This window comes from Sphaerisporangium viridialbum, assembly GCF_049674955.1.
Lineage (GTDB): Bacteria > Actinomycetota > Actinomycetes > Streptosporangiales > Streptosporangiaceae > Sphaerisporangium > Sphaerisporangium viridialbum.
The window spans coordinates 6,586,453-6,600,591 of sequence record NZ_CP187232.1; the positions used below are offsets into that span (position 1 = coordinate 6,586,453).

Below are 14,139 nucleotides of genomic sequence, written 5' to 3' on the forward strand. Positions count from 1 at the left end.
TGTCCATCGGCATGATCAGGAGGACACGTGATGGCGGCTCCCCGCACCCTGCCAGGCGATCTTGCCCACCCGTTCTCGCCGCGTGGACGGATCGATCCGTACCCGGCGTACCGGTGGCTGCTGGCCAACGACCCGGTCCACTTCGACGTGACCTCGCGCATGTGGCTGCTGACCGGCCACGCCGACTGCTCGCTCGTCCTTCGCGACCCGAGGTTCTCCGCGGCGATGGGCCAGCGGGAGCGGGTCAGGGAGGACGCCCTGCCGCCGTCGATGCTGACCACCGATCCACCCGAGCACCAGCGGCTCCGCTCGCCGGGCGCGCTGCTGATGGGCCCCGCGGCGGTCCGCGGCGTCGCGGACGGCATCGCGCGCGAGGTGGACGAGCTCCTGGCGGGGCTGGCGGGCCGTGCCCGCGTCGAGGCGACGGCGGAGATCGGCGAGCCGCTCGCCACCGGCGTGCTGGCCCTGCTCTTCGGCCTGCCGCCCGCCGACCGCGCGGCCTTCGCCGACCTGGCGCGCCGCGTCTCGGCCAACCTGGACCCCCTTGCCGGCCCGCAGGCGGCGGCGGAGGGGCGGGCCGCGATGGGTGACCTCACGCGGTTCCTCGACGCGCGCGCCGGCGGCACCGAGGACTCGCCGTGGGGCAGGCTCGCGGCCGACGACAGGCTCACCCGGCCGGAGAAGCTCGGCATCGCCTCGCTGGCCGTCGTCGGAGGCTGGAAGCCGCTGGCCGAGATGGTGGGCAACGCGCTGTACTGGCTGCTCCCCCGTCCAGAGGCGGTCGAGCAGCTCCTCGGCGGAGGCGACGATTCGGCGGTGACGGCCGTGGACGAGCTGCTCCGCCTGGAGTCGCCGATCCCGTTCACCGCGCGCGTGACGACCGAGGCCGTGGCGCTGGCGGGCGGGACGATCCCCGCGGGTGCCCGGGTGCTCGCGCTGGTCGCGGCGGCGAACCGGGACCCGGCCGTCTTCGACCGGCCGGATGACCTGGTGGTGACCCGCTCGCCCAATCCACACCTCGCCTTCGGCACCGGCACCCATTTCTGCCTGGGTGCTCCTCTGGTCAGGCACGCCGGGGCGCTGCTGCTGCGCGAGCTGCTGCGCCGCTATCCCGGGTTGCGCGCATCGGGGGCCGCGCCCGTCTGGGCTCCTTCGCTCCTGCCCCGGCGGCTCGACGGCTACTACCTCGCCATCTGAGGGGCGAGCCGCTACTTGACGTTCGCGCCGCGCCAGCGGAAGGTCAGCAGGCTCAGCAGCAGCGAGGCCACGCACCAGGCCGCGAGCACCGCCGCGACCCTGCCCAGCTCCCACGTGCCCGCCGGCTCCACCCTGGCGAAGTCGGCCGGCAGGAACACCGAGCGCAGGCCCTGCGTCATCCACTTGAGCGGGAAGAACGCGGCGATCGTCTGCATCCACGCGGGCAGCTGGCTGTAGGGGAAGAAGACGCCCGAGATGAACTGCAGGATCAGGAACGGCAGCGTGACGATCGCGGGGGCCGACCTGGCGTTCGGGATGGCCGTGCTGAACGCGACGGCGAGCAGCGCGCACGCCATGGCGCCGAGCAGCAGCACCCACAGGAAGGTGACCCAGTGGGCGGCGTTCGACGGCATCGGCAGGTGGAACAGCGCGAGGCCGACCGCCAGCAGGACGACCGACTCCAGCAGCCCGGTCACCACCACGCGGACGATCTTGCCGATGAAGTACGCGGACTTCGGCATCGGCGAGGACGCGAGCCTGCGGATCATGCCGGTGTCCCGCTCGATCGCGATGCTGATCGCCAGGCCGTTGAAGCTGACGCTCATGATGCCGCAGGCGATGATCCCCGCGACGAACATCTGCTTGAAGTCCGTGTGCGTGCCGGGCACGGTGCCCGAGAAGATCGAGCCCAGCACCAGCATCAGCACGATCGGCAGCAGCAGCGTGAAGAACAGCGACTGCCTGTTGCGGAAGAACGACTTCAGCTCCACCGATGACCGGGCCAGCGAGGCCCGCCACAGGTTGGAGCTGTGCCCGGCGGTCCGCGCCGCCGGGCCCTGTTCGACCACCGCCATGCCAGGAGTGATCATGGTGTGCCCCCCTGATTCTCTCGGATGAGCGTGAGATAGACGTCCTCGAGGGTGGGGCGCTGGATCCGCAGGCCCGGCAGCTCGTGGACGCCCGCCTCCGCGGCCCACGGGAGGATCGCCGCGAGCGCCTGCGTCGGATTGTGGGTGTGGAGCGTGACGACCTCGTCGTCCGGCGGATCGACCAGCGCGTCGGCGGGCAACTGCGGAAGGGCCCTGCCCACCAGGCCGCCGACGCGGGTGAAGCCGAGCATGGCCGGGGTGTCGAGGCGCCCGCCCAGCTCGGCGACCGGGCCGACCTCCACGACCTTGCCCGCGACGATGACGGCCGCCCGCTGGGCCAGCGCCTCGACCTCGTCGAGGTAGTGCGTGGTCAGCACGGTGGTCTTGCCGCGCTCGGCGAAGTACCGCACGAGGTCCCACGCTTCGAGGCGGGCGGCGGGGTCGAGGCCGGTGGTGGGCTCGTCGAGGAAGATCAGGTCCGGGTCCCCGACGATGCCCACCGCCACGTCCAGGCGGCGCAGCTGGCCGCCCGAGAGCGACTGCGCCTGCTTGTTCTCCTGCTTGCCGAGCCCCACCATCCCGATGGCCTGCGTGACGGGGAGCGGCGCCGGGTAGAACGCCGCGAAGTGCTCGACGACCTCGCGGACCGTCAGGTCGGCGTAGGCGCCCGTCGACTGCGGGACGATGCCGAGCCGGGCGCGCCACTCCGGGGAGTCCTCGGCGGGGTCGCGGCCAAGGACGCGCACGTCACCACCGGTCCGCCGGCGAACCCCTTCGAGGATCTCGACCGTGGTCGTCTTACCCGCGCCGTTCGGCCCCAGCAGGGCGAAGACCTCGCCGGAGTAGACGTCCAGGTCGACGTCCTGGACCGCGCATGCGCTTCCGTACGACTTCTTCAGCCCACGCACGTGAATAGGGTTCGCCTGGTCAACGACCCTGGCCATGACCTGTTCCTCCTCTCGGGGGACCGCCTCGGCGGCGGTCCCCTGCGACGGCCGCGCGGCGCGCGCGGCCGGTGTGCCGGGCGGCTCCTCGTCAGGTGCAGCAGCAGCAAGGGCAGCAGCAGCAGTTGATGTCGATGGCGCTGTCGGGGCTCACGCCGGCCGAGATGGAGTCGAGGTCGCCCTCGCTCAGCTCGGCCATGTCGATCTGCGGCGTCTCCGGGACGTGGAACTCGAAGACCCCGGTCTCGAGGCCGCGCTCCCACAGACCGACCTGGACGTCGAGGTTGGTGTCGTGGTGCCCCTCGGGCACGGTGCGGACGAGGGTGATCTGGGCGCCCGCGGGCAGCTCCAGCCCGGCTTCGGCGAGCGCCTCGCGGGGGTTGCTGTCGAGCTTGGCCGAGAACTCCTCGCTCGACCAGGCGGTGATGAGGACGCGGGTGTAGGAGTTGACGAATTCGGTGCGCTCTGCGGGATTCAGGGCCATTGAGTCCTCCTGGAACCATTTACCTCTTCGGCGCGGTGCGCCGTCCTGAATGGAGTCTTACATGTCGAATTCAAGCTGCCCAGACTTAATTTCCGAGTGCCGAAGATAAGTATTGAGAGGCCTTGCCCGCTGGGGTACGCTCCAAATGGATCAGCATGAATAATACGACTCCTCTCGTACGTATTAAGCATTCGGTAATACGTATTCGGAATCGCATTTCACGTAAGTGATTCGGAGCACAGATGTCCGGTACGTACGTATCCCCCCGACTACCTCCTGGACCCGGCGGCACCCAGAGCCTGCGCGCGATGCGCGAGGCGCCGCTCGAGTTCGTCACCGCGATGGCGGCCTACGGCGACGTCACGAGGCACGACGCGGACGGCGAGCTGGTGTACATGCTCAACCGCCCCGATCTGGCCAGGTACGTGCTGAAGGAGAACGGGTCCAACTACACCAAGGACCACACGCCGGACGACGACATGCTCCGCCCGCTCCTCGGCAACGGGCTGCTGACCAGCAGCGGCGAGGAGTGGGCCGCGCAGCGGCGCATGTGCGCGCCGGCCTTCCGGCCCGGCGAGGTCGAGAAGTTCGACCGGACCATCACCGACGCGGCCGTCCAGATGCTGCACCGCTGGACCGACGGCCGGCAGGGCCAGGCCGTACGCGTCGACCACGACCTCACGTCGCTCACGCTGACGGTCATCGTGAAGGCCATGCTCGGCACCGACATCGGCGGCGCCGGGGACGGGTTCGGCCGCGCGGTGGACGCGGTCAACCGCTTCATCGGCCACTACGTACCCGGCGACGCGATCGACCCCGCGGATACGGCCGTACGATACGCAGGCTTCCACCAGGCGCGTGCGTTCCTCGACCGGGTGACCCGCGTCATCATCGCGGCCCGGCGTACGGGCGGGGGCGGCGGGCACGACCTGCTCACCTCGATGCTCGCCTCCGGGCACGCGATGTCGGACACCGACCTGCGCGACCAGGTGCTGACGATCATCATGGCCGGGCACGAGACCACGGCCAAGTCGCTGACCTGGACGCTGTACCTGCTCGACCGCCATCCGGACGTGGCCGAGGCGGTGTACGCCGAGATCGACGAGGTGCTGGGCGGGCGGCTGCCGACCGCCGAGGACCTGCCGAGGCTGGACGCGTGCCGCCGGGCCATCCAGGAGGCCATGCGCCTCTACCCGCCCGTGTGGCTCATCTCGCGCCGCTCGGTCGAGGCCGACGTCATCGGCGGCTACGACGTGCCCGCCGGCACCCTGGTCTGCGTCAGCCCGTGGGTGCTGCACCGCGACCCGAGATACTGGGACGATCCCGAGGCGTACCGGCCGGAGCGGTTCGCCGCCGGGCGGGCCGCGGGGCATCTCAGCCACCAGTACCTGCCCTTCGGCGGAGGCCCGCGCATCTGCGTAGGGCAGCATTTCGCGCTGGTGGAGGCGACCCTCGTGCTCGCCGTGATCCTGCGTACGGTGCGCCTTGAGCTGGTCGAGGGCTTCCCCGTGGAACCCGAGGCCCTGGTCACCCTGCGGCCCCGGCACGGCATGATGATGATCCCGAGGCAGAGATGACGGCGCCGGAGGCCTCGGTACGCAGGGCGGGTTCCTACGACGCGGCCAACACGACGTGGGGCGGGCTCGACGGCGAGCTGGCCCGGCTGGAGACCCAGGCGGCCCTCTCCTTCGACGAGGAGCTGCGCATCATGCGCGACCTCGGGCTCGCGGGGGCGGGTCCGCTGCTGGAGCTGGGCGCCGGGTCAGGAGCCGTCACCCGCAGGCTGTGCGCCGCCGAGCCCGATCTGCCCATCGTGGCCGCCGACATCGACGAGAAGGTGCTGGCGCACGCCGCCGGCGCGGGAGCGCCGCTGCTCCTGGGCGACGCCGCCCGGCTGCCCCTGCGTACGGGAAGCGTCGGCGGCGTCCTGCTGAGATACGTACTGCAGCACGTGGCCGACCCCGCGCCGGTGGTCGCCGAGGCGCTGCGCGTGCTGCGCCCGGGCGGCCTGCTGGTCGTCGTCGAGGTCGACAGCATGCTGTGGGGGCTGGCCGACCCCATGTACCCCGAGCTGGCCTCGGTGCACGGCACGATGGCGGCCGCCCAGCGCGGCGCCGGAGGGGACCGCCAGATCGGCAGGAAGCTCACCCGGCTGCTGCGCGGGGCGGGCTTCGGCGACGTCGTGCTGAGACCGTTCGCCACAACCAACGACGACCACCCGACGGAGGCCTTCGCGCCGCACCTCGGGCCGGAGCGGCTGGTGCCGCTGGTGGCGTCGGGCGCGCTGTCGATGGCCCAGCTCGCCCTGGCGACCGACCGGTGGAACCGGTTCCGCGCCGACCCGGACGCCTGGGTCATGCTGCTCGGCTTCGTCGTCGCCGGAACCGCACCGGGCGGCCCGGCCGGATCACCTTGGAGGAACAGATGAGCCCGTTCTGGAAGATCTTCATCGCGATCTTCTGCTACATCAGCGCGATCGTGGGCCTTGGGCTGGCGATCGCCAACGCCAGCCAGAGACCGCCGTCCACGACGACGGCCGTGATCTACGGAGTCGCCGGCATCGTCTTCCTGGCCGGAGGCATCGTGCTCAGCCGCAGGCCTCGCTACTAGGAGACCGTCAGGTGGTGGCCGGTCGCCCGCGTTCGACGCGGACGCACCGGCCTTTCCTGGTGCGGAATGAAGCGGCGCTCACGTGGGGTCGATGGGCCGGACCTCCACGATGTCGCCCGGCGCGTAGGGCATCTTCCGCGCCCACATCTCGGCCTCCTCGGCGGAGTCGACCTGGATGATCCAGAGCCCGCCGATCTGCTCGCGCCCGACGGCGTACGGACCGGGAACGGCGGGCCCGTCCGGTCTGACCAGCTTGGCCGTGCGGGATCTGGTCAGGCCGGCGCCGTACTTGACGATGACGCCCGACTCGACCATCGCGCGGCCGAACTCACGGTGCCCCTGAGCCATCCGCTCGCGCTCGGCCTCGCTGAACGCGTCCCACAGCATCTCGTCGCCGTGGATCAGCAGGAGAAAATCCATCTCGCGTTGTCCTCCCTCTCGGGTCTGCCCGCGGACGCATATCCGCGAGCCGGACCTCGAGGCGCGGGGGCGGGCCGCTGAGGCCGTCGTTCCACTGTCATCTTCCACGGTGGCGCCGACGCAACTCAACCGAGTTGCCCAAGCTCAAGAGGAAGTAGTGAACGGTTATCGAGCCGTTACGTCACATCTGCCGTCTGGCCAGACGTGCGAACAGCCCCTCGGTGTCGGCGACCAGCTCGTCGTACTGACCCTGCTGGACGATCCGGCCGCCGTCGAGCACCACGATCTTGTCGGCGTCCTTGATGGTGGACAGCCGGTGGGCGATCACGACGCGGGTGGCGTTGAGCTGGCGGGTGCTCTCGGCGACGACGTTCTGCGTGGGGTTGTCCAGGGCGCTGGTGGCCTCGTCGAAGAAGACGATACGGGGCCGGGAGACCAGCGCCCGGGCGATCATGATCCGCTGGCGCTGGCCGCCCGACAGGGTATTGGTCCCCTCCGACAGCACCGTGTGCATGCCCATCGGCATGGCCGTGATGTCGTCCGAGACGCCGGCCATGGTCGCCGCCTCCCACGCGTCGTCGACCGTGTGGTTGGTGCTGCCGATGATGTTCTGCCGGATGTCCCCGGCGAGCAGGGCGCCGTTCTGCAGGACGACGCCGCACTGCCGCCGGACCGCGCCGATGTCGAGCTCCCCGAGGTCCTGGCCGTCGTAGAGCACGGTGCCCGCGACCGGCTGCTCGAAGCCGAGCAGGAGCCGCAGGATGGTGGACTTGCCGCTGCCCGTCGGGCCCACGATCGCGACGAACTCGCCGGGGTCCACCGACAGGTCGACGTCGCTCAGCACGAGCGGGCCGTCCTCGCCGTACCTGAAGGACACCCGGGAGAAGGCGATGCGGCCGGACAGGTCGCCGGGGTCGGCCTTGCCGGTGAGCTCCTCGGGCTCGGTGGCGAGGATCGGGCGCAGCTTCTCCAGCATCGGGACGACGCTCATCGCGGTGATCACGGCGCCGGTGAACTGCAGCACCGAGGCGATGAGCAGGTTGAACGCGGCGAAGAACGCCAGGAAGACGGTGATCGGCAGCTCGCCGTGCAGCGGCCCCGCCACCACGGCGAAGATGAGGACCGAGCAGACCAGCGGGAACCCGGCGCTGAACGTCGTCACCAGGTTCTGCAGCCGCCGCGCCGACGCGGACGTGCTGCGGGTCTGCAGGAAGTCGCGGTTCCACACGCTGAACGCCTGGTCCTCGGCCGCCGCCACCCGCAGTTTCGGCACGGCGGTGAGGAGCTGGAACACCCGCGAGGAGAGCCGCTGCTCCTGCTCGTACAGGCGGCGTTGCAGGCGCACCTCGAAGTATCCGGCGACCGCGCACACAAGGACGCTGACCAGCACGAGCAGGGTGGCGATCACGGCCATCCTGCCGTCGTAGAAGAACACGAGCACGAGGTTGGCGAGCCCACCGAAGAGCCCGAGGGTCGCGGTGGTCACGACGCCGGAGAGCATCTCCTGCGCCGCGCTCACCCCGAGCACGGTCGTGCCGAGCTGCCCGGTGGAGTACTGGGCGAAGAAGGTGGCGGGGAGCGACAGCAACCTGGTCCAGGCCCCGGCCTGTAACCGGGCCGACGAACGTCCCTCGATGCGCAGCGCCGCGATGTTCTGCACGATGGTGAGCGCGCCTGCCACGAACGCGCCCCCGATGACCAGCAGCGACCCCTGCACGATGAGGTCGCGGTCGGCCCGCGCGACGAACGTGCCGAGGACGAGCCCGGTCATGGAGGGCACCAGCAGGCCGATGATCGCCACGAGTGTCCCGAGGGAGGCCAGCACCCAGAAGTCGCGGCGGTTGCGCGCCAGCCCGAACCGCAGCAGCCCGGCCACCGTGTGGACCTCGCGCGGCAGCGGCTGGTAGAGCACCTCGGCGCGGTTGGACAGCGTCGCGGCCACCTCGGGGGTGACGGGGGTGACCCGGCTCTGGCCCGGCTGCGCGAGCACGTAGTGCGAGCCGATCGGCAGCAGCGCCACGGGCGTCTCGTCGCCCTTGTGGAAGCCGACCATCGGGCCGAGGTCCTGCTTCCACCACCCCTCGTCCAGCCGTACGGACCGGGTGCGCACGCCGGAGGCGAGCGCGATGGCCTGCAGCGGATCGATCTGCCTGCCGTGGGAGCCGCCCGGCGGGGGCGCGGTGACGCGGAACCCCCCGTGGGAGGCGACGAGCCTGGCCGCGGCCAGCGCGGGCGAGTCGGTGGTGACGTCGGCCAGGCGCACCCTGGCCTCGGTGTCGCGCACCAGCGTGTCGAAGCCCCGCCGGGCCGTGCGCAGGATGTCCTTCTCCCGCTCGTTCCTGCGGGCGAGCATCTCCAGCTCTCGCGCGCCCTGCCGTTCGACCCGGCGGTCCACGGTGTACAGGAAGCGGGTCGCGTACTCCACCCACCTGGCCCAGATCGTCTCGTCGGCCAGCAGCTCCCACGTCGACCTGGCGCGCAGCCTGGCCGGTCCCATGGCGACCAGCCAGTCCCGCTCGGTCACGCAGATGTGCGCGCCCGCGGTGAGCCGGCCGGCGACGCCCTCGGGCATCTCCACCACGCCGTCCTCGACGCCGACCCAGCACAGGCCGTCGACCGACCGGGTCGCCGCGCCGTCGGCGAGGTCGGTGGGCTCGCCCAGCGACAGCGCGACGAACTCGCGCGGGGGCAGGCTGCTGCGCATGGCCTGGGCCAGCGAGACGATGCCCGCCTCCAGGCCCCTGACGAACTGCTTGACGGCCACCTCGTGCTCGGCGGGGGGCAGGGGGCCGGATGCCGCCGGGCCGGTGGCGGACAGCCCCCGCAACCGGCCCAGCGGCATCCGGGACACCCGGGTGCCCGGCACGGGACGGCCCACGATGCTGTGCTTGGGGCCCTTGGGAGCGCCGAGCAGCAGCGAGCCCTCGCTGATCCTGCACAGGAAGTTCCACCGGCCCACGGGCCGGCCGTCCTCCAGCCGCACCGCGAACAGGTCGACGGCCCCCTCCTCGACCAGGAGCACCTCGCGCAGGTCGGACACCACGAGCAGGCGGTCGGCCGAGTAGTCCACGGGCGTCGCGGCCTCGGCGAAGAACGGCGCGAATCCGGTCATGGTCAACCCCTGTCGCCGTTGCTGTGTGCGTTCTCGATGAGCCTGGCGTAGTGGCCGCCGGCGGCGAGCAGCTCCTCGTGGCGGCCGCGCTCGACCACCTCGCCCTTGTCGAGCACGAGGATCTCGTCCGCGTCCCTGATGGTGGACAGGCGGTGCGCGATGATGAGGCAGCCGCAGCCTCGGCGGCGCAGGTTGTCGGCGATGATCCGCTCGGTCTCCGGGTCCAGCGCGCTGGTCGCCTCGTCCAGCACCAGCAGGGTCGGCTGGATCGACAGGGCCCTCGCCAGTTCCAGCCGCTGGCGCTGGCCGCCGCTGAAGTTGCGCCCGCCCTCGCGGACGCCGCTGTTCAGACCGCCGGGCCGGGCGGCGATCACGTCGAAGATGGCCGCGTCGCGCAGCGCCGCGATCGCCACCTCGTCGCTGATGTCGTCGCTCCACAGCGTCAGGTTGTCGCGCACGGTCCCCTCGAACAGCGAGATGTCCTGGTCGACGTAGGCGATGGACGACGCCAGGGCCAGGCGGGAGAGCTCCGACCTCGGGCGGCCGTCCAGCAGCACCTGGCCCGCCGCGGGCACGTACAGGCCGGCGGCCAGCTTGCCGACGGTCGACTTGCCGCTGCCCGAATGGCCGACGATCGCCACCCGGCGGCCCGGCACGATCGAGAACGACAGGTCCTTGACCACCGGGGGGGCGATCGGGTTGTAGCCGAAGGACACGTGCGAGAACTCCATGCAGCCGTCCAGGCGGCCGTCCATGGCCTGGCCGGGTCTCGGCTCGAAGCACTGCGCGATCGGATAGCGCTCGACGTCGTACAGGCGGTTGATGTCCGCGGAGATGTTCTGGAGCTGCCCGCCCAGGTTGGTGAGCTGTGTCACCGGCCGGGACAGGGAGTTGAGCAGCGTCTGGAAGGCCACCAGCATGCCGACGCTGATCACCCCGTCGACCACGCGCAGCCCGCCGATGAGCAGGATGAGCCCGCTGTTGATCCCGGCCAGCAGCGGAGGCACCACCGTGAGCGTGGCGGTCGCCACGCCGAGCCGCTGCTTGGCGGTGACGGCCTTGGCGAGGAACCCCGACCAGCGCTGGAAGGCGTTCGGCTCGGCGCCGGTGGCCTTGACGGTCTCGATGAGCTGCAGGGTGTTGAAGGTCGTGGACGTCAGGTTGCCGATGTCCGCGCGCAGCGCCGCCACCGCGTCCGTACGGGCCCTTGAGACCCGCCGGAGCACGAGGATGTTCAGCATCGCCATGGCGACCCCGAGCAGGCCCAGGGTCAGGTCGTACCTGATCAGGATCACCGCGTAGAACAGCACGAGCACCAGGTTGATGACGGTGATCGCCAGGTCGCGGGAGAGCACCTCGGCGACCATGTCGTTGGCCTGCACCCGCTTGGCCACCTCGGCCGGGCGGCGCTGCAGGTAGAACTCCACCGGCAGCCGCAGCAGATGCCGGAAGAAGCGGGCCGAGCTGACCAGCCCGAACCTGATCTCCAGCCGCAGCAGGTAGTGCCGCTGCACGGAGGTCAGCACGAACACCGAGACCGCGGTCACCGCCATCCCGAGCAGCAGGGGGTACAGGAAGTCGGGGTCGCGCCCGGACAGGATCCGGTCGATGAACAGACGGCTGAAGGCCGGCCCGACGATGCCGGGGACCACCAGGATCAGGCTGGCCAGCAGGATCAGCGGCAGCGCCCGGCCGGACGGCATCCGCCGCGACAGCAGGGCCTGACCCACCCGGGTGGGGCGCCCGCCGGGCTCGAAGTCGGGGCCGGGCTCGAACGACAGCACCACGCCGGTGAAGCCGGAGTCGAAGTCCTCCCAGTCGATCAGGCGGGGGCCGCTGGCCGGGTCGTTGACCGCGACGACCTTCTTGCCGAACCTGGTGCGCACCCCCTCCACGACCATGAAGTGCTGGAACGCCCAGAAGATGATCACCGGCTTGGCGGTGGCGGTCAGGTCCGCGGCCTCCATCTGGAAGCCCCTGGCGATCAGGCCGTAGCGCCGCGCCGCGGCGATGACGCTGGAGGCCTTGGCGCCGTCACGGGAGACGCCGCAGGCCGACCGCAGCTCCTCCAGCGGGACGAACTTCCCGTAGTAGCCGAGGATCATCGACAGGGAGGCGGCGCCGCACTCGACCGCCTCCATCTGGATCACCGTCGGAGTGCTGCTCCGCCACCTCCCCCAGCGCCCCTTGGACTCCTTGGGCTTCTTGGAATCCTTGGCGGCGGCCGGGCGCCGGGGCCCACCCCCCTCCGGGGCGAGGGGTGGGCTCGCCGTGGCTTGGCTCATTCGTCTCTTCTCCTTGCGCCGTGACGGGTGCCGCTCAGCGGCCGAGGAGCAGGTCGAACAGCGTCTGACCGCCCAGGTTGATCGAGCCCGTGACGTTGACCTGCGACTGCAGCCGCATCGGCGGTCCCGACTTGGTGGACCAGGCGTATCCCGAGGTCGTGACCGGGTCCCGCTCCAGGTCGACGATCACCAGCCGGGGCGGGGCGCCCGTGAGGTAGCCGCGCGCGGCCGCCTCGCCGCCGACCAGGTCGGCCACCCCCTCAAGCAGCAGCGGGTACGTGCTCACCGACGCGACCCGGCCGCGCAGCAGCCCGAAGGCCCCCGGCGGGGCCGAGGAGACCGCGAGGTCGACCTCCCTGCCCGGGACGACGCCCAGCGTGCGGTCGGCCGGCACGAACAGCATGGCCACCAGCCGGTCGTTGGGCGCGTCTGTGCGCTCGATGGTCATGAGGTCCTCGCCCGGCGTGACCATGTGCCCGTCGTCGGCCGTGGCGGCCACCACGTGCCCGGTGAACGGGCTCTTGATCAGGCGCGAGGTGTCGTCGAGCTGGACGACCTCAGCGACCGCCTGGCCGCGCTGCACCGTGTCGTCCGGGTGGACGAACATCGACCGGACCATCCCCGCGTACGGGCTCTGCAGCTGCGCCGTACCGCCGGGGTGGGTGAGCAGGCCGGTGGCGGACACCGTGATCGGCATCCGGCCGACGAAGGCCCACGCGGTCACCGCGGCGACGATGATGAGCACGACGAACGTGGCGATCCATCCGCGCGGAGAGGCCAGCAGGGTCGGGGAGTCGAGCTCGTCGGGCTCCCGCATCCGCTGGAGTGCCTTGTACCGGAATTTCATCGTCCATCACCGCTTGCTGCCGAGGACCAGCTCGCCCACGCTGCCCTCGGTGAGGTAGTCGAGCCCGCTGGCGGCGGCGAAGTCGCCCGCGTCCCCGCCGCCGAGGCCGCACACCGCCAGGTTCATGGCGGTGCCCACGAGGTAGAGCGTCTGGTACAGCACGCCGACGTGCTTGAGCACCAGGGAGTAGGCGATCGTCTCGTACTTCCACATCACCCGGCCGAAGCGGGCGGTGACCACGAGCAGCACCTGCGGGTCGGCCTCCAGCAGGGCGGACGCCCTGGCCCGCTGCACCAGGACCTGGGTGGCCGGACCGGGCTCCGCGACCCGTTCCAGGGCGTGCCCGGCCGTGTCGTAGTGCCACAGGCCGGGCTCGATCCCCTGGCACGACACCACCAGCGGGTAGACCTCCAGCTCGTGGATGGAACCGCCGGAGGGGTAGGGCCGGTCGACGAGCTCCTGCCCGTCGGGCGCCGTGAACCCGTCGCGCCGCCGCATCGACCGGTACAGCAGCTCCCCGAGCTGGGCGACCGTGATCGGGGACGCGGGGTCGTGCTCGCGCACCGAGCGTCGCCGTTCGAGGGTTTCCGTCAGGGTCGGATCGGACTTGGCCGCGAGCTCCATGTCGGGCGGCACGAGCTGGATCCGCGGGCCGTCGAACGCCGCGGGAGCGGCGGGCAGCGGGCCGAAGTCCGGCCCGAGCGGGTACGTCCCGCCGTACCGGCCGGTGACGCGGGGTCCCCGGCTGTGGGCGTGCTGCCAGAGGTCGCGCGGGGTCCACTGCGCGTGCGACTGGTCCTCGTCCTCGGAGGTGCGGGTCAGCAGCCCGGCGGCGTCGAAGTACCGCAGCAGCTGATCGACCGGCAGGCCGGGCAGTACCTCGGCCAGCTCGGCCGGGGTGGTCCAGCCGGCGAGCGCGCCGAGGATCCCGGCCGTCGCGGGAGCCAGCTCGACGACGCTCGCGTGGCGCGGGGAGCGCACCACGAGCGCGCCGCCCTCGGCGGTCGCGACGGCGAACCTCGACAGCTTCACCCTGGTGTCCGGGGCCGGCGCGGCGGCGGGCTCCAGCGGCCCTGAGCCGACCGGCCGCAGCCTGGCGCCGTCCACGCTGTACTCCAGCAGCCCGCCCCTGGCCAGGCGGCGCAGCAGCATGTTCCAGCGGAGCAGCCCTGCCTCCCCGTCGCCCTCGACCACCGCCGCGGTGAGGCCGGCCTCGGTCATGTCCCCGGCGGCGAGCGCGCCGAGGGCCGCCACCGTGCCGGGAGGAAGGTCGCGCAGCCCGAAGGCGCCGACGGGCGCGGACACCCGCAGGGAGCCGTCGGACTCCGCCAGTTCCGCGTCGCGGCGGAGCCGTACCTTTGTCTGGGTCAC

At 71.6% G+C, this 14,139-nt stretch carries 12 protein-coding genes; 4 read left to right on the forward strand and 8 right to left on the reverse strand.

Annotated features, from left to right (window positions below):
- Positions 1–30: 30 nt before the first annotated feature.
- Positions 31–1,197, forward strand: a complete 1,167-nt coding sequence (locus tag ACOZ38_RS29870; RefSeq protein ID WP_424537107.1) for a cytochrome P450 — start codon at positions 31–33, stop codon at positions 1,195–1,197.
- Between the two features lie 11 nt (positions 1,198–1,208).
- Here ACOZ38_RS29870 and ACOZ38_RS29875 read toward each other — a convergent pair whose 3' ends face one another.
- The 3 genes from ACOZ38_RS29875 to ACOZ38_RS29885 all read right to left on the reverse strand — a co-directional run bounded on the left by ACOZ38_RS29875 (position 1,209) and on the right by ACOZ38_RS29885 (position 3,494).
- Positions 1,209–2,066, reverse strand: a complete 858-nt coding sequence (locus ACOZ38_RS29875; protein ID WP_424534478.1) for an ABC transporter permease — start codon at positions 2,064–2,066, stop codon at positions 1,209–1,211.
- Positions 2,063–3,010: an ABC transporter ATP-binding protein gene (locus tag ACOZ38_RS29880; RefSeq protein WP_424534479.1), complete on the reverse strand. Its 948-nt coding sequence runs from the start codon at positions 3,008–3,010 to the stop codon at positions 2,063–2,065. Before ACOZ38_RS29880 ends, ACOZ38_RS29875 begins: the two co-directional genes overlap by 4 nt.
- Positions 3,011–3,101: 91 nt before the next feature.
- Positions 3,102–3,494: a hypothetical protein gene (locus tag ACOZ38_RS29885; RefSeq protein WP_405151391.1), complete on the reverse strand. Its 393-nt coding sequence runs from the start codon at positions 3,492–3,494 to the stop codon at positions 3,102–3,104.
- A gap of 242 nt (positions 3,495–3,736) precedes the next feature.
- Between ACOZ38_RS29885 and ACOZ38_RS29890 the strand changes: the two genes are divergently transcribed.
- The 3 genes from ACOZ38_RS29890 to ACOZ38_RS29900 are packed head-to-tail and all read left to right on the forward strand — an operon-like array spanning position 3,737 to position 6,104.
- The gene (locus tag ACOZ38_RS29890) at positions 3,737–5,071 is read left to right on the forward strand and encodes a cytochrome P450 (protein WP_424534480.1); all 1,335 of its coding nucleotides are present in this window, start codon (positions 3,737–3,739) and stop codon (positions 5,069–5,071) included.
- Positions 5,068–5,922, forward strand: a complete 855-nt coding sequence (locus ACOZ38_RS29895; protein WP_424534481.1) for a class I SAM-dependent methyltransferase — start codon at positions 5,068–5,070, stop codon at positions 5,920–5,922. Before ACOZ38_RS29890 ends, ACOZ38_RS29895 begins: the two co-directional genes overlap by 4 nt.
- On the forward strand, positions 5,919–6,104 hold the full coding sequence (locus ACOZ38_RS29900; protein ID WP_405151397.1) for a hypothetical protein: 186 nt from the start codon (positions 5,919–5,921) through the stop codon (positions 6,102–6,104). Before ACOZ38_RS29895 ends, ACOZ38_RS29900 begins: the two co-directional genes overlap by 4 nt.
- 78 nt (positions 6,105–6,182) lie before the next feature.
- Here the strand turns inward: ACOZ38_RS29900 and ACOZ38_RS29905 are convergent, their stop codons facing one another.
- The 5 genes from ACOZ38_RS29905 to ACOZ38_RS29925 form a co-directional block, all read right to left on the reverse strand.
- Positions 6,183–6,524 carry a YciI family protein gene (locus tag ACOZ38_RS29905; protein ID WP_405151399.1) on the reverse strand — a complete coding sequence of 114 codons (342 nt, stop codon included), beginning with the start codon at positions 6,522–6,524 and terminating at the stop codon, positions 6,183–6,185.
- 181 nt (positions 6,525–6,705) lie between these two features.
- The gene (locus ACOZ38_RS29910) at positions 6,706–9,636 is read right to left on the reverse strand and encodes an NHLP bacteriocin export ABC transporter permease/ATPase subunit (RefSeq protein ID WP_424534482.1); all 2,931 of its coding nucleotides are present in this window, start codon (positions 9,634–9,636) and stop codon (positions 6,706–6,708) included.
- Between the two features lie 2 nt (positions 9,637–9,638).
- Positions 9,639–11,921 (reverse strand): NHLP family bacteriocin export ABC transporter peptidase/permease/ATPase subunit, encoded by a 2,283-nt coding sequence (locus ACOZ38_RS29915; protein ID WP_424534483.1) that lies wholly within the window; start codon positions 11,919–11,921, stop codon positions 9,639–9,641.
- 34 nt (positions 11,922–11,955) lie between these two features.
- On the reverse strand, positions 11,956–12,768 hold the full coding sequence (locus tag ACOZ38_RS29920; RefSeq protein ID WP_424534484.1) for an HlyD family efflux transporter periplasmic adaptor subunit: 813 nt from the start codon (positions 12,766–12,768) through the stop codon (positions 11,956–11,958).
- Positions 12,769–12,774: 6 nt separating this feature from the next.
- Complete coding sequence (locus tag ACOZ38_RS29925) at positions 12,775–14,139, reverse strand: SagB/ThcOx family dehydrogenase (RefSeq protein ID WP_424534485.1); 1,365 nt, start codon at positions 14,137–14,139, stop codon at positions 12,775–12,777.

Bases quoted from the DNA above. Each gene is read 5' to 3' on its own strand.
- ACOZ38_RS29870 (WP_424537107.1), top strand. From the start codon at position 31: ATGGCGGCTCCCCGCACCCTGCCAGGCGATCTTGCCCACCCGTTCTCG.
- ACOZ38_RS29875 (WP_424534478.1), bottom strand. From the start codon at position 2,066: ATGATCACTCCTGGCATGGCGGTGGTCGAACAGGGCCCGGCGGCGCGG.
- ACOZ38_RS29880 (WP_424534479.1), bottom strand. From the start codon at position 3,010: ATGGCCAGGGTCGTTGACCAGGCGAACCCTATTCACGTGCGTGGGCTG.
- ACOZ38_RS29885 (WP_405151391.1), bottom strand. From the start codon at position 3,494: ATGGCCCTGAATCCCGCAGAGCGCACCGAATTCGTCAACTCCTACACC.
- ACOZ38_RS29890 (WP_424534480.1), top strand. From the start codon at position 3,737: ATGTCCGGTACGTACGTATCCCCCCGACTACCTCCTGGACCCGGCGGC.
- ACOZ38_RS29895 (WP_424534481.1), top strand. From the start codon at position 5,068: ATGACGGCGCCGGAGGCCTCGGTACGCAGGGCGGGTTCCTACGACGCG.
- ACOZ38_RS29900 (WP_405151397.1), top strand. From the start codon at position 5,919: ATGAGCCCGTTCTGGAAGATCTTCATCGCGATCTTCTGCTACATCAGC.
- ACOZ38_RS29905 (WP_405151399.1), bottom strand. From the start codon at position 6,524: ATGGATTTTCTCCTGCTGATCCACGGCGACGAGATGCTGTGGGACGCG.
- ACOZ38_RS29910 (WP_424534482.1), bottom strand. From the start codon at position 9,636: ATGACCGGATTCGCGCCGTTCTTCGCCGAGGCCGCGACGCCCGTGGAC.
- ACOZ38_RS29915 (WP_424534483.1), bottom strand. From the start codon at position 11,921: ATGAGCCAAGCCACGGCGAGCCCACCCCTCGCCCCGGAGGGGGGTGGG.
- ACOZ38_RS29920 (WP_424534484.1), bottom strand. From the start codon at position 12,768: ATGAAATTCCGGTACAAGGCACTCCAGCGGATGCGGGAGCCCGACGAG.